The organism is Burkholderia sp. AU33423, assembly GCF_002223135.1.
In the GTDB taxonomy this organism is placed as follows: Bacteria; Pseudomonadota; Gammaproteobacteria; order Burkholderiales; family Burkholderiaceae; genus Burkholderia; species Burkholderia lata_D.
This window is the reverse complement of record NZ_NKFH01000007.1, coordinates 527,133-550,572: the sequence shown is the minus strand read 5'-3', so window position 1 is coordinate 550,572 and position 23,440 is coordinate 527,133. Positions and strand designations below refer to the sequence as shown.

General features: G+C 67.3%; 23 protein-coding genes. 9 read left to right on the top strand and 14 right to left on the bottom strand.

From position 1 onward, the window contains the following. Positions 1 to 332 precede the first annotated feature (332 nt). From CFB50_RS21000 to CFB50_RS20960, 9 genes are all read left to right on the top strand, one after another. Positions 333 to 1,616, top strand: a complete 1,284-nt coding sequence (locus CFB50_RS21000) for an alpha/beta fold hydrolase (RefSeq protein WP_089447095.1) — start codon at positions 333 to 335, stop codon at positions 1,614 to 1,616. Positions 1,617 to 1,758: 142 nt separating this feature from the next. Further along, positions 1,759 to 2,049 (top strand): co-chaperone GroES, encoded by a 291-nt coding sequence (locus tag CFB50_RS20995; RefSeq protein ID WP_011694564.1) that lies wholly within the window; start codon positions 1,759 to 1,761, stop codon positions 2,047 to 2,049. 12 nt (positions 2,050 to 2,061) lie between these two features. Next, on the top strand, positions 2,062 to 3,702 hold the full coding sequence (gene groL / locus CFB50_RS20990) for a chaperonin GroEL (protein WP_089447094.1): 1,641 nt from the start codon (positions 2,062 to 2,064) through the stop codon (positions 3,700 to 3,702). A gap of 203 nt (positions 3,703 to 3,905) precedes the next feature. Further along, positions 3,906 to 4,520, top strand: coding sequence for a LysE family translocator (locus tag CFB50_RS20985; RefSeq protein WP_089447093.1), 615 nt, complete (start codon positions 3,906 to 3,908; stop codon positions 4,518 to 4,520). Between the two features lie 46 nt (positions 4,521 to 4,566). Further along, on the top strand, positions 4,567 to 5,859 hold the full coding sequence (locus CFB50_RS20980) for a hypothetical protein (RefSeq protein WP_089447092.1): 1,293 nt from the start codon (positions 4,567 to 4,569) through the stop codon (positions 5,857 to 5,859). Positions 5,860 to 6,295: 436 nt separating this feature from the next. After that, on the top strand, positions 6,296 to 6,667 hold the full coding sequence (locus CFB50_RS20975; protein WP_043178447.1) for a DUF6697 family protein: 372 nt from the start codon (positions 6,296 to 6,298) through the stop codon (positions 6,665 to 6,667). A 58-nt stretch (positions 6,668 to 6,725) separates the two neighbouring features. Continuing rightward, positions 6,726 to 6,944 (top strand): hypothetical protein, encoded by a 219-nt coding sequence (locus tag CFB50_RS20970; protein ID WP_011356211.1) that lies wholly within the window; start codon positions 6,726 to 6,728, stop codon positions 6,942 to 6,944. A gap of 132 nt (positions 6,945 to 7,076) precedes the next feature. Further along, a complete protein-coding gene (locus CFB50_RS20965) occupies positions 7,077 to 7,598 on the top strand; it encodes a PTS sugar transporter subunit IIA (RefSeq protein WP_089447091.1) in 522 nt (173 codons plus the stop codon). A gap of 59 nt (positions 7,599 to 7,657) precedes the next feature. After that, entirely contained in the window at positions 7,658 to 8,551 is an 894-nt protein-coding gene (locus CFB50_RS20960; protein WP_089447090.1) for an amino acid kinase family protein, read from the top strand. 58 nt (positions 8,552 to 8,609) lie between these two features. Here CFB50_RS20960 and CFB50_RS20955 read toward each other — a convergent pair whose 3' ends face one another. The 14 genes from CFB50_RS20955 to CFB50_RS20885 all read right to left on the bottom strand — a co-directional run bounded on the left by CFB50_RS20955 (position 8,610) and on the right by CFB50_RS20885 (position 23,380). After that, positions 8,610 to 10,610: a family 2A encapsulin nanocompartment cargo protein cysteine desulfurase gene (locus tag CFB50_RS20955; RefSeq protein WP_089447089.1), complete on the bottom strand. Its 2,001-nt coding sequence runs from the start codon at positions 10,608 to 10,610 to the stop codon at positions 8,610 to 8,612. Then, positions 10,585 to 11,517, bottom strand: coding sequence for a family 2A encapsulin nanocompartment shell protein (locus CFB50_RS20950; protein ID WP_021156739.1), 933 nt, complete (start codon positions 11,515 to 11,517; stop codon positions 10,585 to 10,587). The genes CFB50_RS20955 and CFB50_RS20950 overlap by 26 nt, the downstream gene beginning before the upstream one ends. A 138-nt stretch (positions 11,518 to 11,655) precedes the next feature. Then, the gene (locus tag CFB50_RS20945) at positions 11,656 to 11,877 is read right to left on the bottom strand and encodes a helix-turn-helix domain-containing protein (protein WP_011356215.1); all 222 of its coding nucleotides are present in this window, start codon (positions 11,875 to 11,877) and stop codon (positions 11,656 to 11,658) included. A gap of 8 nt (positions 11,878 to 11,885) precedes the next feature. After that, on the bottom strand, positions 11,886 to 12,824 hold the full coding sequence (gene epsC, locus CFB50_RS20940) for a serine O-acetyltransferase EpsC (protein ID WP_089447088.1): 939 nt from the start codon (positions 12,822 to 12,824) through the stop codon (positions 11,886 to 11,888). Positions 12,825 to 12,851: 27 nt separating this feature from the next. After that, positions 12,852 to 13,322, bottom strand: coding sequence for a rhodanese-like domain-containing protein (locus CFB50_RS20935; RefSeq protein WP_089447087.1), 471 nt, complete (start codon positions 13,320 to 13,322; stop codon positions 12,852 to 12,854). Positions 13,323 to 13,745: 423 nt separating this feature from the next. Continuing rightward, positions 13,746 to 15,146, bottom strand: a complete 1,401-nt coding sequence (locus CFB50_RS20930; protein ID WP_089447086.1) for an amidase family protein — start codon at positions 15,144 to 15,146, stop codon at positions 13,746 to 13,748. Positions 15,147 to 15,222: 76 nt separating this feature from the next. Further along, entirely contained in the window at positions 15,223 to 16,014 is a 792-nt protein-coding gene (locus CFB50_RS20925; protein ID WP_089447085.1) for an alpha/beta fold hydrolase, read from the bottom strand. An 84-nt stretch (positions 16,015 to 16,098) separates the two neighbouring features. Beyond that, positions 16,099 to 16,443 carry a DUF4148 domain-containing protein gene (locus CFB50_RS20920; RefSeq protein WP_089447084.1) on the bottom strand — a complete coding sequence of 115 codons (345 nt, stop codon included), beginning with the start codon at positions 16,441 to 16,443 and terminating at the stop codon, positions 16,099 to 16,101. 303 nt (positions 16,444 to 16,746) lie between these two features. After that, positions 16,747 to 17,292, bottom strand: a complete 546-nt coding sequence (locus CFB50_RS20915; RefSeq protein ID WP_089447083.1) for a cytochrome P460 family protein — start codon at positions 17,290 to 17,292, stop codon at positions 16,747 to 16,749. Next, positions 17,292 to 18,335: an alpha/beta fold hydrolase gene (locus CFB50_RS20910; protein WP_069250783.1), complete on the bottom strand. Its 1,044-nt coding sequence runs from the start codon at positions 18,333 to 18,335 to the stop codon at positions 17,292 to 17,294. The genes CFB50_RS20915 and CFB50_RS20910 overlap by 1 nt, the downstream gene beginning before the upstream one ends. 272 nt (positions 18,336 to 18,607) lie before the next feature. Beyond that, positions 18,608 to 18,862: a hypothetical protein gene (locus tag CFB50_RS20900; protein WP_089447082.1), complete on the bottom strand. Its 255-nt coding sequence runs from the start codon at positions 18,860 to 18,862 to the stop codon at positions 18,608 to 18,610. Between the two features lie 28 nt (positions 18,863 to 18,890). Then, positions 18,891 to 20,069 (bottom strand): acetate/propionate family kinase, encoded by a 1,179-nt coding sequence (locus CFB50_RS20895; RefSeq protein WP_089447081.1) that lies wholly within the window; start codon positions 20,067 to 20,069, stop codon positions 18,891 to 18,893. Positions 20,070 to 20,073: 4 nt separating this feature from the next. After that, positions 20,074 to 21,012, bottom strand: coding sequence for a phosphate acetyltransferase (locus CFB50_RS20890; RefSeq protein WP_089447080.1), 939 nt, complete (start codon positions 21,010 to 21,012; stop codon positions 20,074 to 20,076). Between the two features lie 19 nt (positions 21,013 to 21,031). Continuing rightward, the gene (locus CFB50_RS20885; RefSeq protein ID WP_089447079.1) at positions 21,032 to 23,380 is read right to left on the bottom strand and encodes a DUF3141 domain-containing protein; all 2,349 of its coding nucleotides are present in this window, start codon (positions 23,378 to 23,380) and stop codon (positions 21,032 to 21,034) included. Positions 23,381 to 23,440 lie beyond the last annotated feature (60 nt).

Sequence of the window (23,440 nt, the reverse complement as noted above, 5' to 3'; positions counted from 1 at the left end):
GCGACGCACGGCCACCGGATCAGCAGCAATCGTGCCAGCCGGGCAGCCATGCGTCGAAGGCCCGCGCCACGGTGCGCGTGCGCCTTTTGCACGACGCGTGCCGTGCGATCCTCGCGTGCGCCTCTGTTGCGGGAGCAACAGCCTGCCGGCCCGGATTGTTGCGCGACGCGCAGCCGGTCCATGCGGGGACGGCCCGACGCGCCGCGCGATGGCCTGTCACACCGTGCGTCGCCTCTGCCACGCGCGCGCTGGTTCGAAACTTGCGTCGTGGTCAGCCCGCGCCGCGCACTGTCCGGCACGTCCGATCCGACTTCACCGACACCCATCCGACCATGACGCTTCTCCCCCTGCGCGGCCATGCCGCGCGCACGCTGCTGGCTTCGACGCTCGCCGTCTCGTCTCTCCTCTCGCATGCGGCTTCCCCCGGCCGCGTGCCCGCACCCGATCCGTTGCAGGGCGACGGCCGCGTGTCCGCGTTCTACACGTGGGACCGCGACATTCCGGCGACGCCCGGCGTGCTGCTGCGCACCGAGCCGCTTCCGGCGACGCTCGGGCTCGCGAGCGCCGGGCGCCAGCTGCGCATCCTGTATGCATCGACCGACGGCGTCGGCGGCCGCACGCCGATCGCCGTGTCGGGTGCGCTGTTCGTGCCGCGCGGCACGCCGCCTGCCGGCGGCTGGCCGATCGTCGCGTGGGCGCACGGCACGTTCGGGATGGCCGACATCTGCGCGCCGTCGTGGTTCGGCCGCTCGTACCGCGACGTGCGCTACCTGAACGCGTGGCTTCAGCAAGGGTTCGCGGTCGTCGCGACCGACTACCAGGGGCTCGGCACGCCCGGCCCGAATCCTCAGCTCAACAACCGCTCGAACAGCTACACGCTGCTCGACAGCGTGCGTGCGGTGCTCGGCGGCGTGCCGGGCCTCGCGAACGAGGTCGTGCTCGTCGGCCAGTCGCAAGGCGGCTCGGCCGTGTTCGCGGCGGCCGGCTACGCATCGGCCTATACGCCCGAACTCGCGATCCGCGCGACCGTCGCCACCGGCACGATCTACAACGCGTCGCCCGCTACGCTCGCGTCGCTGCCGAAGTTCGAGAGCGCGTACCGGCGCGATCCCGGGCGCGTCGATCCGACGCTCGCGTACCAGTTCTACTCGGTGCTCTCCGCGCAGCAGATCGACCCGTCGCTGCGCGCGGACGAGGTGCTGACCGACCAGGCCTTGCCGATCCTCGAACAGTCGCGCATCAGTTGCCTTGCATCGCTCGAGGACGACGCGGCGCTCGCGCACCTCACGCACGCGAACACCGTGAAGCCCGGCGGCGATGCGCGGCTGAAGGCATGGTGGGATGAATACCTCAAATACCCGACGCTGAAGATCGCCACGCCCGTCTTCATCGGCGCGGGCGCGGACGACGGGCTCGCGCCGCTCGAACTCGCGCTCGCGAAGGACGCATGCGCGGCCGGCACGACGGTCGAGGCGCACCTGTATGCGGGCCGCGAACACAACGGCACCGTGAACGCGTCGCTCGCCGATTCGATCCCGTTCGTGAAGCGCGTGCTCGCCGGCGAGACGATCCGCCCGGTCTGCACGCCCGCCGCCCAGCAGGCCGTGTCGCAGTAGCGGGGCGACGCGCTTTTGCACGACGGCGCGAATGCATTTCGGAATCCGTTATTGGATTGCGCCGCCGCGCATTTTTATACTCGTCAGCACTCTCTGTTAAAGAGTGCCAGCCCATTTCAACAGATCAGCACAGGACGAACCAATGAGCCTACGCCCCTTGCACGACCGCGTGATCGTGAAACGACTCGACCAGGAAACCACCACCGCATCGGGCATCGTGATCCCCGACAGCGCGGCGGAAAAGCCCGACCAGGGTGAAGTGATCGCCGTCGGCCCCGGCCGCAAGGATACGGACGGCCAGCGCATCGTGCCCGACCTGCAGGTCGGTGAACGCGTGCTGTTCGGCAAATACGCAGGGCAAGCCGTCAAGGTGGACGGCAACGAGTTTCTCGTGCTGCGCGAGGAAGACATCGTCGCGGTCGTCAATCAATAACGGAGCGCAATCATGGCAGCGAAGGAAATCATTTTCAGCGACGTCGCACGGGCCAAGCTGACGGAAGGCGTGAACATTCTCGCGAACGCGGTGAAGGTCACACTCGGGCCGAAGGGCCGCAACGTCGTGCTCGAGCGCAGCTTCGGCGCGCCCGTGGTCACGAAGGACGGCGTGTCGGTCGCGAAGGAAATCGAACTCGCGGACAAGCTGCAGAACATCGGCGCGCAGCTCGTGAAGGAAGTCGCGTCGCGCACCAGCGACGCCGCCGGCGACGGCACCACGACGGCCACCGTGCTCGCGCAGGCGATCGTTCGTGAAGGCCAGAAATACGTCGCGGCCGGGCTCAACCCGCTCGACCTGAAGCGCGGCATCGACAAGGCCGTCGCGGCGGCCGTCGACGAGCTGAAGAAAATCAGCCGGCCGACCACCACGAGCAAGGAAATCGCGCAGGTCGCGACGATCTCCGCGAACGGCGAGGAATCGATCGGCCAGCGCATCGCGGAAGCGATCGACCGTGTCGGCAAGGAAGGCGTGATCACCGTCGAGGACGGCAAGTCGCTCGCGGACGAACTCGATGTCGTCGAGGGGCTGCAGTTCGATCGCGGCTACCTGTCGCCGTACTTCATCAATAACCCCGACAAGCAGATCGCCGAGATCGAAAGCCCGTACATCCTGCTGCACGACAAGAAGATCTCGAACATCCGCGACCTGCTGCCGGTGCTCGAACAGGTCGCGAAGTCGGGCCGGCCGCTGCTGATCATCGCGGAAGATGTCGAAGGCGAAGCGCTCGCGACGCTGGTCGTGAACAACATCCGCGGGATCCTGAAGACGGTGGCCGTGAAGGCGCCGGGCTTCGGCGACCGTCGCAAAGCGCTGCTCGAGGACATCGCGATCCTCACCGGCGGGCAGGTGATCGCCGAGGAAACGGGCTTGACGCTCGAGAAGGCGACGCTCGCCGAACTCGGCCAGGCGAAGCGCATCGAGGTCGGCAAGGAAAACACGACCGTGATCGACGGCGCGGGCGATGCGAAGAACATCGAGGCGCGCGTGAAGCAGATCCGCGTGCAGATCGACGAAGCGACGTCGGACTACGACCGTGAAAAGCTGCAGGAACGTGTCGCGAAGCTCGCGGGCGGCGTGGCGGTGATCAAGGTCGGCGGCGCCACCGAGATCGAAGTGAAGGAGAAGAAGGACCGCGTCGACGACGCGCTGCACGCGACGCGCGCGGCCGTCGAGGAAGGCATCGTGCCGGGCGGCGGCGTCGCGCTGATCCGCGTGCGGCAGGCGATCCGCGAGCTGCAGGGCGTGAACGCCGACCAGAACGCGGGCATCAAGATCGTGCTGCGCGCGCTTGAGGAACCGCTGCGCCAGATCGTCACGAACGCGGGCGAGGAAGCGAGCGTCGTCGTCGCAAAGGTGGCCGAAGGCTCGGGCAACTTCGGGTACAACGCGCAGACGGGCGAATATGGCGACCTCGTCGAATCGGGTGTGCTCGATCCGACCAAGGTCACGCGTACGGCACTGCAGAACGCGGCGTCGGTCGCGGGGCTGCTGCTGACGACCGATGCGACCGTGTTCGAAGCGCCGAAGGATGCGGTGCCGGCGGCGGCGCCGGGCGGCCCGGGTGCGGGCGGGCCGGGGTTCGATTTCTGACGGTGTAGCGCGTGTGCCGTGTGCCGGTTCGCCGGCATGCGCGCGATCTTGCAGACTCCCCGTGTCTCGCAGACTCCCCGTGCGCGTGGCGATAAAAGTCGTCACGCGTTTTTTCATTGGATTGGCGAAGCAGAGCGACGTGCCAACCCGCCAGCTCGCTCGGGTAAGATGAAAGCCCGTCCCGTCGCGCTGCCCTCCACGCCATGTCGACCACCCTCACCACCTTGCTTCCACTCGCCGGCGTCCTCTTGCTGAGTGTCGCCAGCCCCGGCCCGAACTTCGTGATCGTCACGTCGACCGCGGTCGAGTCGCGCCGCGCCGGTGTGATGACCGGCGTTGGCCTGGCCGCCGCGTCCGGCACCTGGGCGGCAATTGCGATCGCCGGGCTCAGCCTGCTCGTCACGCATGTCGCATGGGTGCACACGGCGCTGCGGCTGGCGGGCGCCGCCTACCTGATCTGGCTCGGCCTGAAAATGATCGTGACCGCGCGCAAGCCGTTGCCCGTTGCCGCACCGGCCGCCGCGTCCGACTGGCACGCCGCGAAGAAGGGCTACGTCGTCAGCATGACCAATCCGAAATCGGTCGCGTTCTACGGGAGCATCTTCGCGTTGATGGTGCCGGCCCAAGCGTCGGCGTGGCTCGATCTTGCTGTCGTCACGCTGTCGGTCGCCATCTCGGCTGCGTGGTATTGCACGATGGCGCTGCTCGCCTCGCACCCGTCGGTGCGCGCGCTCCTGGTTCGTCGCAAGGCCGTGCTCGATACGACGGCCGGGCTGCTGCTGATGGGGGTCGGCGGGCGGATGCTCGCCGGACGTTGATCCACCCGGCTTCCGCTCACTCGTCGAACCTTCACCGCGCCCCGCCATGCCGACCGTACAAACCATTCTCGACGACTACGAACGCCTCCGCTGGAACGGCAACGATCCGATGTCGCAGATGCTGGCGCTGCGACGCGACAACCCGGCTGCGCTCGCCGACCTCGTGATCGCGTCGTTCGATCGCGTATTGCCGCATGCGACGTTCCTCAGTGCCGCGCTCGACCTGATGGACGACACCGCTTTCGCGAAAGTCGCCGCCGAAGCGTGGCAAGACGTCCGCAACGGCGCATGGAACGAGCGGCTCGCGAGCGTGTTGTCGAGCGTGGTGATGCAGACGCCGCAGGTGTTTTCTGGTCACTGGGACGCGTTCCTCGACATTGCCGCCACGAAGCGGTCATCGCGCCTGTATTACGACGGAAACGCGTGGCGGATGCTCGATCCGGCGACGATCGAAGCATGGCGCGGCCTGCTTGCCGACGCGCCTTCCGGCAGCGACACGGCACACGAACGCGCCATCGCTCTGCTTTATTCGCGAGACCCTGCGGCCGTTCGCGACGCGGCAGCGTGGCTGTTTCCGGACGATCCCGAGAAGCGCTTTAACTGGCTCATGTCCGCCGGCTACGTTCAGGAACACGACACGTTGCGCGCGTTGCACGGCGAAGCACCACTGCATATCGACTTCGGCCTGACGCTGGGCGCGCCGATACGCCGCGCCCAGCCGAAGTGGAACCGCGAGATTCACGCGCATCACCCAACCTGGCACGCGCGCGATTCGCATCGATTGGGGGCTCGCTTCGGCGGCGTGTCGTCGCATCGATGCGGCCTGTGTCACGAGCCGCTGCATCGATTGCTGACACTGCCGCAACCAGCCGCGGCAGGCATCGACAGCACGACCCCCGTGTCGTTCGACACCTGCCTGTCGTGCGTTGGCTGGGAGAGCAATGGCCCGATGTTCCACCAGCACGACGACGCCGGAAACGCCTGTGCGCACCCGGCTCAGCAACGTGACACCGCGATCCAGCCGGACTGTCCGGCGGCCCCATTCCTGGAGGAAGACGTTGCACTTTTCGCCGCACCGGCACGCTGGACGCGGCAGGAATGGGGCATGTCGAACAGCCGGCAGAACCTGAGCCGTGTGGGCGGCGCCCCGTCGTGGGTACAGTCCGCGTGGTATCCCGACTGCCCGGATTGCGGCCGCAAGATGCCATTCGTCATGCAGCTCGATTCCGGCCTTCCCCAAACGGACGGCGGCGAATGGCTGTGGGGTAGCGGCGGTGCGAACTACACGTTCTGGTGCGCGCCGTGCCGCACCAGCGCGCATTTCTGGCAGTGCACGTAGTACACGGCGCGATCCCGCACGGACCACGCAACCTTTACGACCTTTTTACTTGCGCCTGCGCATGCGTTCACTAGAATGTGTTCGCAATCCATCACCGAGTACGCACATGCGCATCCGAAGTCCTCGCCCTCCGAGTTGCTTTTCTGCCTGACAGGCAGGACGCCTGCGTCTCTTTTCCCGAGCCACCGTCCTGCCAGCAGGCGGACGGTGCGCGCCGTAGTCCTTCCCGTGCACGCTTGAACACGACGTCGATGCGTTAGCCGCGCATCGCGCGATGCAAGCGTGTTCGCGCGGAAATTTCCGTATCACGACGCGCCATCGATCCGCCGCCGCGGCAACGTTCGATTGGCATGCCCACGTCAGACAGGTCGATCCGATCGAATTGCTTTGCATACCTGATTTACCAAACGGATATTCCCGATACCGGAGCCCGATCATGTTCGAGATCGACAAGCAATACACCCGCGAATTCATCCACACCGCCTGCGGCGGCAGCAAACAGGCGTTCCTGCCGACGAAGAACGGCAAGGTCGTGGCCGCGTGCCTGCGCACGGACCTCAACCCGCACGCGCCGGACGTGATCCTCTGCGACGGCAGCGCGTCCGCGCGGGCGGCCGGCAGGACGCTCGCCGCGCAACGCGATGCGATTCCGGTGTTCATCCGCATGGCCACGGACGCGTACCGCTTCGTCGGCCAGTACGTCGTCAGCGAATCGCTCACCGCACCGCTCGACTGCGCGCCTTACGTGCGCAACAGCAGCTTCACGTCCGGGCAGATCTCGCGCGTGCTCAAGCTCAAGCGCTGCTGACCCGCTTGGCGGGCGCGTCGCGCGCCCGGTCCCGGTCAACTTTCATACAGGAGCCATCATGCTTGGCCTGACGTTCTGGAAACACGTGATCGGTGCGCGGACCGATGCAATCCGCGATGACAGGGCGGCTGCACACGACCGGCACCGACGGGTGTCGAGAACGCTCGTGCTGACCAGCGCCGCGGTGGCGTTCGCGGCGATCGCGTTCGGCGCGCCGGTGGTCGGCATTTCGGTGTTTCTGCTGACGACGCTGCCGTTCGTGCTGTCCGGTACCTGAAGCGGTACGTGTCGGGCCCGGTTCCACCGGCAATCGATACACAATTTTAATGCCGGGCCCGCGCGTATCTAACACCGTCTTTACGCGGTTTTATCTAGGATTTCCCTGTCATCCCGACACGGAGAGATCCGCATGCAAACGCAGCAGGCCGCCGTCGGCGGCCAACCCGACCTTCCCTACCGACGCGGCGGCGCACCGTTCGCGACCCGGCTGGCCGACGCCTGCCCGCCGGACAACATCCTGCTCGACGTACCGGTCGAAAGCGCGATCCAGTTGTTCGACCTCGTCGCGCGCTATATCGAGCGCAGCAGCGGCGTATCCGCGGAACGGATCAGGACCGAACTGACTAAGCGCGAGCAACTCGGCTCGACCGGCCTCGGCCAGGGCGTCGCGATTCCGCATGCGCGTGTCGCCGGTCTCCGCTCGGCCATCGCGCTGTTCGTTCGCGCGCAGTATTCGTTCACCTTCAACGCACCGGACCGCAAGCCCGTGCGCGAGTTCATCGTGCTGGTCCTGCCGCAGGAAGACAACCGCGCGCATCTCGAACTGCTCGCCGACGCGGCGCGGTGTTTCAGCGAACGCCCGTTCCGGCAGGCATCGCGCGACGCGCAGACGCCCGACGAGATTCACCAGTTGATGCAACGCACGCACTGATGCCGCATTGACGCCGCACCCTGCGGCGACAGGCACTCCCTTCATCCATTCGGATTCCCATGTTCCCAGACCCTGAAAGTCCCACTCTGACGTCGCGGCGCGTAGCCGGCCTGGCGCGCTCGCTGCCGTTCATGCAGGCCCTGCACGGGCAGACCGTCGTCATCGTCGATGGCGGCGCCGCGAGCGATGCACGCGCCCGCCAGGCGTTCGCGCAGGATGTCGCGCTGCTCGCGCTCACCGGCGTTCGACCGATCGTTGTCCAGAGTGTGCCGGCCGCATCCGGCACGCAATCGATCCACGCCGTTCACGCGGCGATGGCGGGCGTCAATCATGAACTGGTGCGCCTGATCGGCAGTCACGGCGCCAAGGCAATCGGCATCGACGGCCACGACGGCGGCCTGCTGGTGGCGAGCGCGAATTCCGACCGCACCGACACGAGCGCGGTCGCACGGTTCGACGGCACCGCGTTGAACGCGTTTCTCGAGAACGGACTGGTGCCCGTCGTGATGCCGGTCGCCCCGGACGACGCAGGCCACGATCACCTGCTGCGCGCGGAACGGCTCGGCAGCCTCTTCGCGCAGCGCACGGGCGCCGTCACGCTGGTGATGATGGTCGACAGCGCGCTGCTGCGCGAACTCGGCGAGCTCGCCGGGCTGTACGGCATCACGGAACTCGAGCACTGGCTGGCCGAGCACCCGGCCGCCACGGCGGCGCCGTGCGTGTGGGAAGCGCTCGATGCGCTCGCGCACGGCGTGCAGAACGTCCACCTTGCCGATATCGGTCAACCCGAATCGCTGATCGACGAACTGCTGACGGAAGAAGGATCGGGGGTCGTGTTCTGCCGTCGCGGCAACACCGACCTGCTGTCGGAAACCCGCCGCTACTTCGCGGATTCGGCCAGCGTGCTGCGTGACGGCTTCAGCGTCGAGCAGAAGCAGGTCGTGCGGTTCTGATTGTTGTCGTGATCAAGCGCTTGCGGCGACCCACTCGGGCCGCCGCAAGCGAATGGCGTCAGCGCCGCGTCGCGAGACGCCGCACGACGCTCACCAGCGCGTCGACTTCATCGCACGTGTTGTAGAACGCGAGCGACGGCCGCACCGTTGCCTCGAGCCCGAACCGCCGCAGGATCGGCTGCGCGCAGTGATGCCCCGAGCGCACCGCGATGCCCTCTTCGTTCAGCGCCTGCCCGACTTCCTCGGTCTCATAGCCCTTCAGCACGAACGACAGCACGCTCGCCTTGTCGCGCGCGGTGCCGACGAGCCGCACGCCCGGCACCGGCGCGAGCACGCTCGTCGCATACGCAAGCAGGTCGTGCTCGTAGCGCGCGATGTTCTCGATGCCGACCCGGTTCACGTAGTCGAGCGCGGCGCCCAGCCCCACCGCATCCGCGATGTTGCCTGTGCCGGCCTCGAACCGGTTCGGCGGCGGCTGGAACACCGTGCGCTCGAACGTCACGTCCGCGATCATGTTGCCGCCACCCTGCCACGGCGGCATGTCGTCGAGGATCGCGCGCTTGCCGTACACGACGCCGATCCCGGTCGGCCCGTAGATCTTGTGCCCGGAGAACACGAAGAAATCCGCATCGAGCGCCTGCACGTCCACGCGCATGTGCGAGATCGACTGTGCACCGTCGACGAGCGCCTTCGCGCCCGCACGATGCGCGAGCTCGACGATCTCCTTCACCGGCACGACCGTGCCGAGCGCGTTCGACACCTGCGTGACGGACACGATCTTCGTGCGGTCGCTGAGCAGCTTCCGGTATTCGTCGAGCAGCACCTGCCCCGAATCGTCGACCGGAATCACGCGCAGCTTCGCGCCCTTGAGCGCGGCAAGCTGCTGCCACGGCACGATGTTCGCGTGGTGCTCGAGATGGGACACGATGATCTCGTCGCCTTCGCCGACGTTCTGCACGCCCCACGTCTTCGCGATCAGGTTGATCGCCTCGGTCGTGCCGCGCACGAACACGATTTCATCCGACGACGATGCGCCGATGAAACGCCGCACGGTGTCCCGCGCGCGCTCGTATGCGTCCGTCGCGCGGCCGGCCAGCGCATGCGCGGCGCGGTGGATGTTCGAGTTCTCGTGCGCGTAGAAATACGCGAGCCGCTCGATCACGGCCTGCGGCTTGTGCGTCGTCGCCGCATTGTCGAACCACACGAGCTGCTTGCCGTTCACGCGCTCCTGCAGGATCGGGAAATCGCGGCGGATCGCATTCACGTCGAACGGCGGATGCGCGCCGCGATGCAACTGGCCTTGCGGCTCGGCTGCGTGCGTATCGTCGATGAAGTAACGCGGCACGTCGCCGCCCGATGCACGCGACACCGGTACGTCGCGATGCACGGCGAGCAGTTCGCGCAGCGCGTCGTCGCCCGGCAGCCCGAACGCTTCCGGCGATGCAAGGCCGTTCGACGGCACGACGATGTCCTGCGGCGTCGCCTGCCAGTCCTGCAGCGAACCGTCGGTGAAGTAGTACGGCGATGCTTTCGCCGCGCCTTCCGGTGCGGGCGCATTCACTGGCGGCACGCCGAGCGCCGCGCCGCCGACGCGCGGTTCGAGCGCGGGCGCAATCGACACGACGTTGTCGGGCAGCCCGTTCTGCGCGGCCGCATGCGGCGCCAGCGCGGGTGCGCGGTTGCCGAGCGACAGCACGTGCGTCGGCGCGGACGGCGCGAGGTTCGCACCGGGCACCTTTCCTTGCGGGAGTGCGAGACCCGGCACGCCAGTGCCCGCACCACCCGGGCCCGCGAGCGGCGAACCGCCGGGTACCGGGTTGCTCACCGACGCGAGGATCGGCGCGGCGGCCGGCAACGCCGACGGCACGCCGCCGACCGCGCCGCTGCCCGCCGACAGCCCGGGCGCCGTGGCCTGCCCGGGCGGCGTCGCGAAGAACTCGGACGCAAGCCGCGCAAGCGTCGCCGGGTCGGGCAAGCCGGCCGGCAGCGGCGCGTGCGGCAGCGCGTGCGCGTCGCCGCCGGCCAGGCCGGGATTAACGGTAGGTGTCGGGATAGTCATGGAACTTGGCGATTTCGACGTCATCGAGGACAGCCAGCGCATCCGGCGAATGGACCGCGAGCGAGCAATACAGCGAGATCAGGTACGACGCGATCGCCTGGTTGTTGATCCCCATGAAGCGCACCGACAGGCCCGGGCCCTGCTCGCCCGCGACGCCCGGCTGATAGAGGCCGACCACACCCTGGCGCTTGTCGCCGACGCGCAGCAGCAGGATCTTGGTCTTGCCGTCCGCGACCGGCACCTTGTCCGACGGAATCAGCGGAATGCCGCGCCACGTGAGGAACTGCGAGCCGAACAGGCTGACCGTCGGCGGCGGCACGCCGCGCCGCGTGCATTCGCGGCCGAACGCGGCGATCGCGAGCGGGTGCGTGAGGAAGAACGCGGGCTCCTTCCACACCTTCGTCAGCAGTTCGTCGAGATCGTCCGGCGTCGGCGCGCCCGTCAGCGGGAAGATCCGCTGGTCGTCGGTCACGTTGGCCAGCAGCCCGTAGTCGGGGTTGTTGATCAGCTGGCTTTCCTGCAGCTCCTTGATCGTCTCGATCGTCAGGCGCAGCTGTTCCTTGATCTGGTCATGAGGACTGCTGTAAAGATCGGAGATCCGCGTATGCACGTCGAGCACCGTGCTCACCGCGTTCAGGAAATACTCGCGCGGCTGTTCCTCGTACGGCACGAAGGTCTGCGGCAGCACGCTTTCGTCCTCGAGCTGCGTGCACGCGGCACGCACGGCTTCCGGGTTCTTCACCTGGTTCAGCCGATAGATGCCGGCCTCGACCGGCACCCATTGCAGCAGGTGGGTCAGCCAGCGCGGCGTGATCGTGGAAAGCTGGGGGACGGTCTTGGTAGCGTTCGCTAGTTGGCGGGCGGCGTGATCGCTCAGCGCGGCCGTGCCGCTTGCAACGGTCGACATGTGTGGCTCCGGGTTCTTTAGATGAAAAACGGGATTGCTTATGACGCTCGGTGATTATCGGAAGCACGCCCCTGCCGGCTCAACATGCTATAGCCGTCATGTCGCGTGCAACCGAAAGGGAAACGGAACGGGGCAGCTTCAGGTGACGTACGCGCCCGGCAGTAGCGTCGAGATCGACACGTCGAACGCGCGCGCGATCTTGTCGGCGGTGACGATCGATGCGATCGCCTCGCCGCGCTCGATCTCGCCGACATACGAGCGGTTCAGCCCCGCATGCTCGGCCAGTTGCTCCTGCGACCACGTGCGCGCTTCACGCAGCTTGCGCACGTTGGCGCCGAAGTGATGGATGAGGTCGCTCATCGCGCCTCCTAGGCGACGCGCGCCGCCGCGCGCGGCGCGGCGTTCGCTTCGCTGCGCAGCACGGCCTGCGTGATGTTTGCGCCGGCCGGCACGTCCTGCGTGAGCCACACGTTGCCGCCGATCACCGCGCCGCGCCCGATCGTCACGCGGCCGAGGATCGTTGCGCCCGCATAGATCACCACGTCGTCCTCGACGATCGGATGGCGTGCGAGCCCCTTCTCCAAGTGGCCTGCCGCATCGCGCGGGAAGCGCTTCGCACCGAGCGTGACGGCCTGGTACACGCGCACGCGCTCGCCGATGATCGCCGTTTCGCCGATCACGACACCCGTGCCGTGATCGATGAAGAAGCCCGCGCCGATGCGGGCGCCCGGATGAATGTCGATGCCCGTTTCCGCATGCGCCTGCTCGGCGATGATCCGTGCGAGCAGCGGCAGGCCGAGCCCGTACAGCTCGTGCGCGAGCCGGTGGTGGATCATCGCGAGGATGCCCGGGTAGCACAGCAGCACCTCGTCGACGCTGCCGGCCGCCGGATCGCCGTGGAACGCGGCCAGCACGTCGCTGTCGAGCAGCCGGCGAATCTCGGGCAAGCGCGCAGCGAAGGCCTGCACGGCCGTCGACGCCACTTCATCGACGTTGTCGACCGGCCCGTCGGCATTGCGCTGTCGCGCCGCATAGCGCAATTCGAGCTTCACCTGCGCGAGCAGCGCATTCAGCGCCGCGTCGAGCGCATGGGCCACGTGGAAGTTCTCGCTCTCCTGGCGCAGGTCGGGCGGCCCGAGCCGCATCGGGAACAGCACGCCTTTCAGCGCGCCGATGATCTGCGCGAGCGCCTCGCGCGCCGGCAGGTCGCGCCCGCCCGGTTCGAGCGAGCGCCGCTGCTTCTCGCGCCATGCGCGGCGCACGCTCTGCAGCGATTGAACGATGTCGTCGATGTCGAATGCGGCCATGCTGCTTTCTCCCGTAACGGCCGTGAATCAGTCCTGTGCCCACGGCAGGCCGCGAAAACGCCAGCCATTGCTGCCGCCGCGATGCTGCCGCTCGTCGAGGTCGCCCTCGAACCCTTCGAGCACGTTGAATACCTGCGTAAAGCCCCCCTTCGTCGCGGCTTCGGCTGCCTGCGCCGACCGGTTGCCGCTGCGGCACAACAGCAACACGACAGCTGTCTTGCCGGTCTTTGCTTCCAGTTCGCGCACGAAACGCGGGTTGCGTGTCAGGCTCGTCCCCGTTGCCCACGGCACATGCAGCGACTCCGGCACGTGGCCGACGAATTTCCGTTCCTCGGCCGTGCGTACGTCCACCAGCAATGCGTCGCCGGCGGAGAACAGCGCCCACGCGGCTTCCGGCGCGACGCCGCCCGCATAGGGCGCGCCGGCCGCCGTAGCCGCTGCGCGCGCGTCTTCGAGCGCCTGCTGCGCAGCGGTTCGTTCTTCCAATGCAACCGTCATGACACTTCCTCGTTTTCGTTGATTCGTATGATCAAAAAACACCGGGAATGCGGCCGTTGCAGCTTGCATGCTGTCTATAGCCGTCAGCGCCACTATGCGAGCGAGGAAGAGCAAGCAGAACCAATAAAAATTCATTTCCTAATCAGCGCCGCGAGGAATGCAATAGCAGACGTGCGCTATCGGGATGGGCTCGCCGGCGAGGAGGACGGGAAGGTGGGTGGCCGTTCGATGTCACGCATCGAAAGACTTTGAAAGGGATCGCGGGAGACGATCAACGCGGCGTGCGGCGCGTTGCAACGGAATCCGAAATGGCATGCATGCACGGGCGTGCATGCATGGACGACTCAGGAAATCAGGCGGGTGGTCGGAATGCATCGACGCGACGCCGGACGGGCATCGCCGATGCACTCACGCTTCCGCGCGTCACACCACCGGGTCGACCGGCGCGACCGGCACGCCGCGCGCTTCGATATCGCGCCCCGCGAGCAGGCACAGATCCTCGCGATGATGCGCAGCGACCACCTGCACGCCGACCGGCACGCCATTCACGAGCGCCGTCGTGACGGCCAACCCCGGCAGCCCCATCGCCGGCAGCGCGCGCAACGTGAGCTGCGCCTCCCACACGCGATCGAACCCGTCCGGCCCCTGCCGGTCGAGATCGTCCGGGAACGGCAGCTCCGACGACACCGGCAGCAACACGACCGCATACGCGTCGAGAAACAGCCGCCACTGCCGCGTCAGCGTCGTGCGCCGGACGAGCGCGCGGCTGATCACGTCGGCCGGCAGGTCGCGCACCTTGCCGCGCACCGCGTCAACCACGGCAGCCGCGCCAGGATCGCCGTCTTTCACGACCGCGTTCGTCAACGCGTCGAAGCCATCACCGAGCCAGAGTTGCTCCTGCAACAGTGCCGCCTCGCGCATCGGCGGTGTGTCGTCGATCTCGTCGACGGTCCAGCCGGCATCGATCAACCGCCGTGCGGCATCGCGCAATGCGGCCTCGACCTCGGGCACGACCTGCAAGCCCCCCGGCCGCACGCACAGTGCCGCGCGCTTCGGCACCTCGCGCCCGTCGAACGGCACCGCCACGTGCCACGGGTCGCGCGGGTCCGGCGCGGCGAACGCACGCAGCGCGAGCGAGAGATCGTCGATCGTGCGTGCAATCGGCCCCGCCGTCGACATCAGCTGCGCGCCGATCGCCCGCTCGGGCGATGACGCATTGAACGCCGGCACGCGACCGAGCGACGGACGAATGCCATGCACACCGCACGCGTAGGCCGGATAACGCACCGACCCGCCGATGTCGGTGCCGACGGCAAGCGGGCCGATCCCGGCGGCCACGGCTGCCGCCGCGCCGCCACTCGATCCGCCCGGCGTCAGCGACGGATGGCGCGGATTGCGCGTGTGGCCATGCACGAGATTCGACGTGAACCAGCGCAACGCGAACGTCGGCGAATTGGTGCGGCCGAGCAGGATTCCGCCGGCCTTCCTGATGTTGCCGACCACCGGGCTGTCGGCGTGCGCGATCAGGTTCTCCTGCAGGCGCGTGCCGTTGGTCGTCGCGAATTCCGCCTGGTCGACGTTGATCTTCACGGTCACGGGCACGCCCGCGAGCGGCCCCGGATCCTCGCCGCGCGCGATCGCGCGATCGACTTCGTCGGCCTGCCGCCGGACATCGTCGGGCCGGTATTCGACTACCGCGTTGATCGCCGGATTCACCGCATCGAGACGATCGAGCACCGCATCGGCCACTTCGCGCGCGGACACGTCACGATGCCGCACGCGTTTCGCGAGTTCGGTTGCGGGCAGTTGCCAGAGTTCCGTCATGACTTCTCCTTGTGGAAGGACATCACACTCACTCATGGCGCCGCGCTTCCCCACGAAAGCGTGGCGCCGCGTTCACTCACTGCGTATCGTGCTTCGCGCGCTCGGCCGCCGCGATGATCGCGTCGGCCACGGCCTTCGGCTGGCTCAGCATCGACACATGGCTGCCGTTCACGCGCGTGACCGTCGCGCCGATCCGCTTCGCCATCGCTTCCTGCAGCGTCGGGTCGATCATCTTGTCCTGCGTCGCGACGACGAACGTCGACGGCTTCGCATGCCACGCGGCCTGCGTGACCTTCTCCGAGATGCAACCGCTATACCACGGCCCCTGGGTCGCCGCAACGATGCGCTGCTGTGCGGGCGGCAGGTCGGGCGCGAAATCCTGTGCGATCGCCTTGTCCGACAGCGTCGCGAAACCGCCCGCGTCCTTGCGCAGCTCACCGGCCCACGCGGGCGCCGGCAGCCCCTGCGTGACGTCGGCGATCGACTGGCCGTTGTCGGGTGCGAACGCGGCGACGTACACGAGCGACTTCACCTTGTCGTCGTTGCCCGCCTCGCTGATCACGACGCCGGCCCACGAATGGCCGACCAGCACGACCGGCCCCTTCTGTTCGTCAACTGTACGCTTCGTTGCGGCCGCGTCGTCGGCGAGCGAGCTCAGCGGATTCTGCACCGACACCACGTGCAGCCCGCGCGCCTCGAGCAGCGGAATCACGCGGTTCCAGCTCGACCCGTCGGCGAACGCGCCGTGCACGAGCACGACGTTCGTGCCCTTCAGGTCTTCTTTCGGCGCGGCCTGTGCCGCCACCGCACCGAACAATCCGCCGATCACCGCGGCGGACACCAGAACGCGTTTCATCAAACCGGCCATCGTCATGCTCCTTGCTCTGTTGTGTTTTTCACATGTAGTGCTGCAGTGGTGGCCGCGCCCGCCTGCGGCGAGCGCGGCAGCAAATCACGAATGCGCGTACAGGTCGTCGGCGGCATTCCGTGCGGAGCGCGATTGAGCGGCATCGTGATGGCTGGCAGGCGTCGACGCATCGGCCACGTTGTCGCCTTGCGATTTCGACGGGCCGTTCTGGTCGGAACGCGCGACCTGCTGCGCGGCGACGGCGTTCTCTGCAGCCGCGATATCGTTCGGGTAGTTCGCTTCGCTGCTGGCCGGGCTGTAGCCGGCCTTCTCCAGGCGGACGAGTTCGGCGCGCACGTCGGCGCGCGTGAGGCCGTGGCCGGTATCGGCGAACGACAAGGCGGGGATGGCAGCGAGGACGGCAACGGCGAGGATTCGAGCGGCTTTCATGAGGGTTCTCCGTGAGAGAGGTAGGTCAGTCGATCATTCGGCATCCGATCCAGATCGTCTGGCATCGAACGTTTCCTGCATGTCGACAGTAGAACCCGCGCACGTATCTGCCATGTTTCCGAAACCGGGGCTTTCTGCATGCCAGTTTTTCAGGAACGGCCGCAGATACAGTGCGATACAAACCGGGCTGCCGCATCGTTCACGGCCCCGTCTGCCGATGGGCTACCCCCAAACCCACCCACCATGAAAAAAGGCGTGCCACGCATGGCACGCCTTTCCGTCGCCCCCATCACACCACGCACGTCACGGCGCAAGCCGCGTGAACACGTAGTCGTGATTCTTCACACGCGCCTGGTGGCACGCAAAGCACGTCTGATGCTGGCCGATATCGGCCGGTACGCCGTTGATGAAGCGTCCGAAACCCCAGCCGCCCGTCGACGCATAGCGGCGCGAGTCCTTTACCATCACCTGCACGGTCGTCGCCTGGCCCGGCACCGTCGCCGGCGCGAACTCGTCGGACTGCTTGCGCTTGTACGCGAGCTTCACGAGGATCGTGCCGTCCGGGAACGGCAGCGTCGCCTGTTCGAGCGCACGGATCGCAACGGGGTTGCCGAGCACCACGCGCAGTTCGTCGAGTGGTGCGGCTTCCTCGGCCGGCGCGACCATTTCCCACTTCCGGTAGCCGGGCGGGATCGTCACGCCATAGATCGGCGAAGCGGCGGCGGCGGCCGGCTTCGGCTGCTCCGCGAATGCGGCCGGACCGCTCGCCGACCACGCGCCGGCCAGCAGCACGCCCGCGACGAACGCACGGCGCGCGCCGCGACGGACCATACCCACGCGCGCCCGCATCACAGATGCTCCACTTGCAGGATCGCATCCGCGAACGCCTGCGGTGCTTCCTGCGGCAGGTTGTGGCCGATGCCGCCGGAAATCGTCCGGTGCTGGTACTTGCCCGTGAACTTCTTCGCGTACGCGGCCGGTTCCGGATGCGGCGCACCGTTCGCGTCGCCTTCCATCGTGATCGTCGGCACGGTGATCGCGGGGGCGGCTGCGAGACGCCGCTCGATGTCGTCGTACTGCGCCTCGCCCTTCGCGAGCCCGAGGCGCCAGCGATAGTTGTGGATCACGACGGCCACGTGATCGGGATTCTGGAACGATGCGGCCGAGCGAGCATAGGTTTCGTCGGAGAACTGCCACTTCGGCGATGCGAGCTGCCAGATCAGCTTGTTGAACGCATCGCGGTTCGCCGTGTAGCCCAGCACGCCGCGCTCGGTCGTGAAGTAGAACTGATACCACCACTGGAACTCGGCCTGCGGCGGCAGCGGCTTGGCGTTCGCCGCCTGGCTGCCGATCAGGTAGCCGCTCACCGACACCAGCGCCTTCACGCGCTGCGGCCACAGCGCCGCGATGATGTCGGCCGTGCGCGCGCCCCAGTCGTAGCCGCCGAACACCGCGCGGTCGATCTTGAGCGCATCCATCAGCGCGATGATGTCGACGGCCGTCACGGCCTGCTGGCCGTTGCGCACCGTGTCGGCCGAGCGGAACGTCGTCGATCCGTAGCCGCGCAGGTACGGCACGATCACGCGATAGCCGGCCGCGACGAGCAGCGGCGCGACTTCCGCGTAGCTGTAGATGTCGTACGGCCAGCCATGCAGCAGGAACACGACGGGGCCGTTCTTCGGCCCGAGGTCCGCATACCCGACGTTGAGCACGCCCGCGTCGATCTGGTGGATCGTGCCCAGCGACGCGACGCCGGCCGAACGCTTTGCGGGCGGGGCATCGGGCGCCGACTGCGCATGCGCCAGGGCGCTGAAGCCGAGGTCGGCGAGGCTCAGGCTTGCGAGCGTCGTACCGAGGATCAGGCGGCGGCGGGTGTTCACGGTTTCAGGCATGACTCGTTCTCCAGTGTCGATCGCTAAGGAAGGGGGCCCGCGGCGCGCAGGGGCGCTCGGGAATCGGCGTTCGCAGCGGCGGCGGCGCCGGCACTGCGCTGCCGTGTGAATCGCTTCACCGGATTTATATCCGAACCGCCTGGAGGCTTTGTATCCCAACGTATCTGTGCGCGAACACGACACACGGGGATTCAAAAATCGTGCTGGAAAGGCGCATTTTCGGGGAATCGGCCCGCATTCCCCCCTTCAACCACGCGGACGCACGAATCCGCTCACACCTTCCGATCCGGCAGGATATGCGCACGGATCGACCGTCCCCGCCACGACAGGTGATCGATCCGCGCGCGCAGCGTATAGAGCGCCACCGACGACAGCGTGCTGAACCTGAGCAGCGCGATCGGGTTACCAATCCCGGCCGGCACCCGCTCGATCGAATCGAACAGCGGGAATCCATACCGGGTCAGGAATGCGCCGACCTCGTCGTCGCGTGCGTGTTCTTCGACATTGATCAGCAACAGTTCGGCCATGACGGCTCCTTTCTTGATTCGACCGCCGTCACCGGATCAGCCGGCGCGTATGGTGCGCGATCATCAATTCTTCGTTGGTCGGGATCACCCACGCCGGCACGCGACTTGACGCCGTCGTGACCCGCGGCCCGCCGGCATGGTTCGCGTCGGCGTCGATCTCGACGCCGAGCCAGGCCGCGCGGCGCATCACCCCTTCGCGAATCGCCGGCGCGTGCTCGCCGATCCCCGCCGTGAAGACGATCGCGTCGATGCCTTCCATGGCGGCGGCGAGCGACCCGAGTTCGCGCGCGATGCGGTAGATGTATAGCTCGATCGCGAAGCGCGCATGCGGATCGTCGCTCGCGAGCAGCGTGCGCATGTCGCTCGACAGGCCGGACACCCCGAGCAACCCGGAGCGCCGGTAGATCAGATCCTCGACGGCGCGCACGTCCATCCCGAGTTCTTCCATCAGGAAGAGCACGACGCCCGGGTCCAGGTTGCCGCAGCGCGTGCCCATCGGCAGCCCGTCGACGGCGGTGAACCCCATCGTGCTCGCGACGCTCTTGCCTGCAACGAGCGCGCACATGCTCGCACCGTTGCCGAGGTGGGCGACCACCGTGCGCCCGCGCGCCGCCTGTGGCGCGACGTCGGGCAGCACGCTCGCGATGTACTCGTACGAGAGCCCATGGAAGCCGTAGCGGCGCACGCCCCGGCTGGTGATCGACTCGGGCAGCGCGAACGCCTGGGTCACCGCGGGCTGCGTGCGGTGGAATGCCGTGTCGAAACAGGCCACCTGCTCGATACCGGGCTGCACCGCTTCGAGGATGCGAATCGGCGTCAGGTTGTGCGGTTGATGCAACGGCGCGAGCGGCGTGAGCTTTTCCAGTTCGGCCACGATCTCGGGCGTGACGCGCACCGGGCCGCTGAAGCGTTGCCCGCCATGTACGACGCGATGGCCCACCGCCGCGAGACGATGCCCTTCCTGGTGAGCCTCCAGGAACGCGGCGATCTGCTCGAGCCCTTCGTGATGGCCGAACGCCTCGGCGCCGGCCCATTGCTGCTCGTGCCGTTCCCCGTGATGGTCGACGGCGCTGAAGTGTGCGGTGGCCGTGTAAAGACCGTCGACCTGGCCGTGCACGATCAGCCCGAGCGTGTCGCCCTGCACGTCGAATGCGGAAAACTTGATGCTCGACGAGCCGGCATTCAACACCAGAATCACGTCTGCCATGGCATCACCCCGCGCGCGTGGCCGCTTCACGCCGCACGTTCGCGACGAGCATCGCGACCGCGCATGAAGCCAGCCGGGTGATCAACGAATCGGCGCGACTCGTCAGGATGATCGGCACGCGCGCGCCGAGCACGATCCCTGCGGCGTCCGCGCCGGCCAGGAACGACAGGCTCTTGGCGAGCATGTTGCCTGCTTCGAGGTCCGGCACCATCAGCACGTTCGCGTGCCCGGCCACCGGCGAATCGATCTGCTTGATGCGCGCGGCCTCGGGATCGATCGCGTTGTCGAGCGCGAGCGGACCGTCGACGAGCGCGCCGGTAATCTGCCGCCGGTCCACCATCTTGCACAGCGCGGCGGCTTCGAGCGTCGACGGCACTTTCGGGTTGACCGTCTCCATCGCCGACAGGATCGCCACGCGCACCTGCGGAAAGGCCAGCGCATGCGCGAGATCGATCGCGTTCTGCAGGATGTCGACCTTGTCCTCGAGCGTCGGCGCGATATTGATCGCCGCGTCGGTCACGATCAGCGGATCGGCATGCGCCGGCACGTCCATCACGAAGCAATGGCTGATGCGCCGGCCCGTGCGCAATCCTGCATCGTGACGCACCACTTCGGCCATGAGCTCGTCGGTGTGCAGGCTGCCCTTCATCAGCGCGGCCGCCCGCCCGTCGCGGACGAGCCGCACCGCCGCGGCTGCCGACGCCTCGCTGTACGGCGCATCGACGATCTCGTAATCGCTGATCGACAGCCCGCTCGCCGCGGCGGTCGCTTCGATACGGGCACGCGGGCCGACCAGGACCGGTTCGATCAGCCCCTTGCGCGCCGCCTCCAGCGCCCCTTCGAGCGAGCTTCGATCGCACGGGTGCGCGACGGCCGTCGGCATCGGCGCCAGCGTCCGGCAGTGTTCGATGAGGCGGAGATATTTCTCGTGTCTGTTTTCCATCGAGGTTCCTGGCTGTCCGTCACTGCACATGATCGAGGGCCGCCACCGGCCCCTTGGCCGGCCGCTTCGCGGGCGACGCACCCAGCACCGCGCGGATGCGTTGCAGGGCCATCCACTGTTGCTCGCTCACCGACGCGCTCTGCACGCGCGGATCGCCCAGCAGCTTGTCCAGCAACGTCAGCAGCCGCTGGCGGTCCTCTGGCCGGGCCAGCAGGGCCGGCAGCGTGGCGACGGCCTGCTGCGGCTCGTAGGTCGCGATGATTTCCTGTTCGCCGTAGATGCGCCGCCACTGGTCGGGCGGCAGGTCCGGCAGATACTCGGCGTAGGTTTCGGCAAGTTCACGCTCGGTCGCCAGTTGCGCCAGCGGAAACGGTTCGCCGCTGCGTTCGAGCAGAAACGCTGTGCGCGCAACCGCTTCGGTGTAGCCACCCTGGTCGATCGACGCAAGCGCGTCCTTCACGAACGGCAGGTCGCGAGGGTCCGTCGCCACCGGCGAAGCGGCATGACGGTCGCGATACTGTTCCGCGAAATGAAGCATGAAGGGCTGCGTGTACATCGTGAAGAACAGCGACTCGGTGCCTGCATCGCGCATCGCGCGGAAAAAATCGAGCGACGCGCTGACGATGTCTGAGCCGCGACGTTCGAGCTTGCGCCACGGTTCAATATCGTCGGCCGGCTGGCGGTTCGCCCTGACGGTGTCAGCGGCCGGCTTCAGCCAGCCAAGCCATGGATTCAGGTCCGAAAACGCCCAGCGCTGAAAGCGCAGCGGATGAAAATCGCGCAGCAGGCGCGCCGTGGCTTCGTTCGAGGCCTGCTGCACGAACGGCTGAAGGAACAGCTCATAGGCGCGCTGCGTGAATTCGGACAGCTCGGCGACGGCCTCGAACGCATGTTCGTCCTTGCGCCCGAAGCGGTTGAAGTGCTGCGCGATCTCTTCGAGACGGTGCTCGGCGAAGGTGACCTCGTAAGCAACTTTCCCGTCGGCGCCTTTCACTTCCTCGATCGACATCGCATAGAGGCCGGGCGGCAGCGTTTCGACGGCATCCAGCACGCTGACGATCTGTGCGTGCTCCTTCTTCGCGACCTTGCCCGACACGAAGATGCCGAGATGCCCGACATCCTCTTCCATCAACCCGATGATCACCTGCCCGCGCGACTTGATCTCCTCCGTGCTGCCGTAGATGTCCGCGACCCAGTTGAACGCCTGCTGCGGCGGCGTGATGTTGTCGCCCATCGACGCGAACAGGATGATCGGCGAGCGGATCTCGCGCAGGTCGAACGCCTTGCCCGCTCCGTCCCGCACGTCGCCGGACCAGAGCTTGTTGCCGATGAACAGGTTGCGCGTGATCCATTCGATCTCTTCGCGGTTCATCAGGTAGTAGCCGCCCCACCAGCGCTCGAACTCGAGGAAGCGCGGCGGTTCGGTGTCGATGTTGTCGTACACGTGGTAATACTTGTCCCACAACGTGTTCGCCGGGTTCAGGTTCTCGAAGTTCTGCACGAGATACGCGCCGTCGAACTTGCCGTTGCCGAGGTCCGACGAGAGCGACGCGAGCCAGGTGCCGCCGAGCAGCCCACCGGCATAGCGCATCGGATTGTCGCCGGGCCCTTCGCTCCACGCGCCGCTCCAGTACGACATCGGGGCGCCGTTGATGACGATCGGGCCCGTATCGTCCGCCGACGAGCTCGCGAGCATCATCGCGGCCCAGCCGCCCTGGCAGTTGCCGACGATGGCCGGCTTGAGGCTGTCCGGATGCAGCGCCCGCACTTTCCGGACGAACGCCTGTTCCGCCGCACACACATCGAGCAGCGTCTGGCCGGGCTCGGGTTCCTGGAAGAACACGACGAAGTACACGGGATGACCCGCGCGCAACGCGACGCCGACCTGCGAATCGTCCTTGAAGCCGCCGATCCCGGGGCCGTGCCCCGCGCGCGGATCGATGATCAGGTAAGGCCGCTTGCCGGCGTCGACGATCACGCCGTCCGGCGGCTGGATGTGAACGAGCGCGTAATTGACGGGGCGCTCGAACTGCCGGCCGTCGAGCACGACGTCGTAGTCGAAATGCAGCACCGGCTTGAGCCCCTGGCCCGCGCGCTCGACGTATTGCGTGCCGCGCTCGCGCAGCGTGTCCCAGAACAGCAGCGAGCGCTGTACGGCGTCGACCGCGTAATGCCATGCGCTCAACGGCGAGAGCGCTGTGACGAAGGGCGCGGCGCCCGGGTCGTGGCTGAGGCTGTCGCCGCCGTCGAATGCTTCGCTCAACCGCTTTCCATACTGCTCCAGCGCGTGCTGCGTGCGCTTTTGCAGGACGTGGACAATCTCCGCGGCGATCTCATGACTGCGCGCCAGTTGCGTGGCAGCATCCATAACACTGTTCTCCAGAGGGGCAAGGTGAATCCCGACGCATTCCGGGAGCGGCCGTCTCGC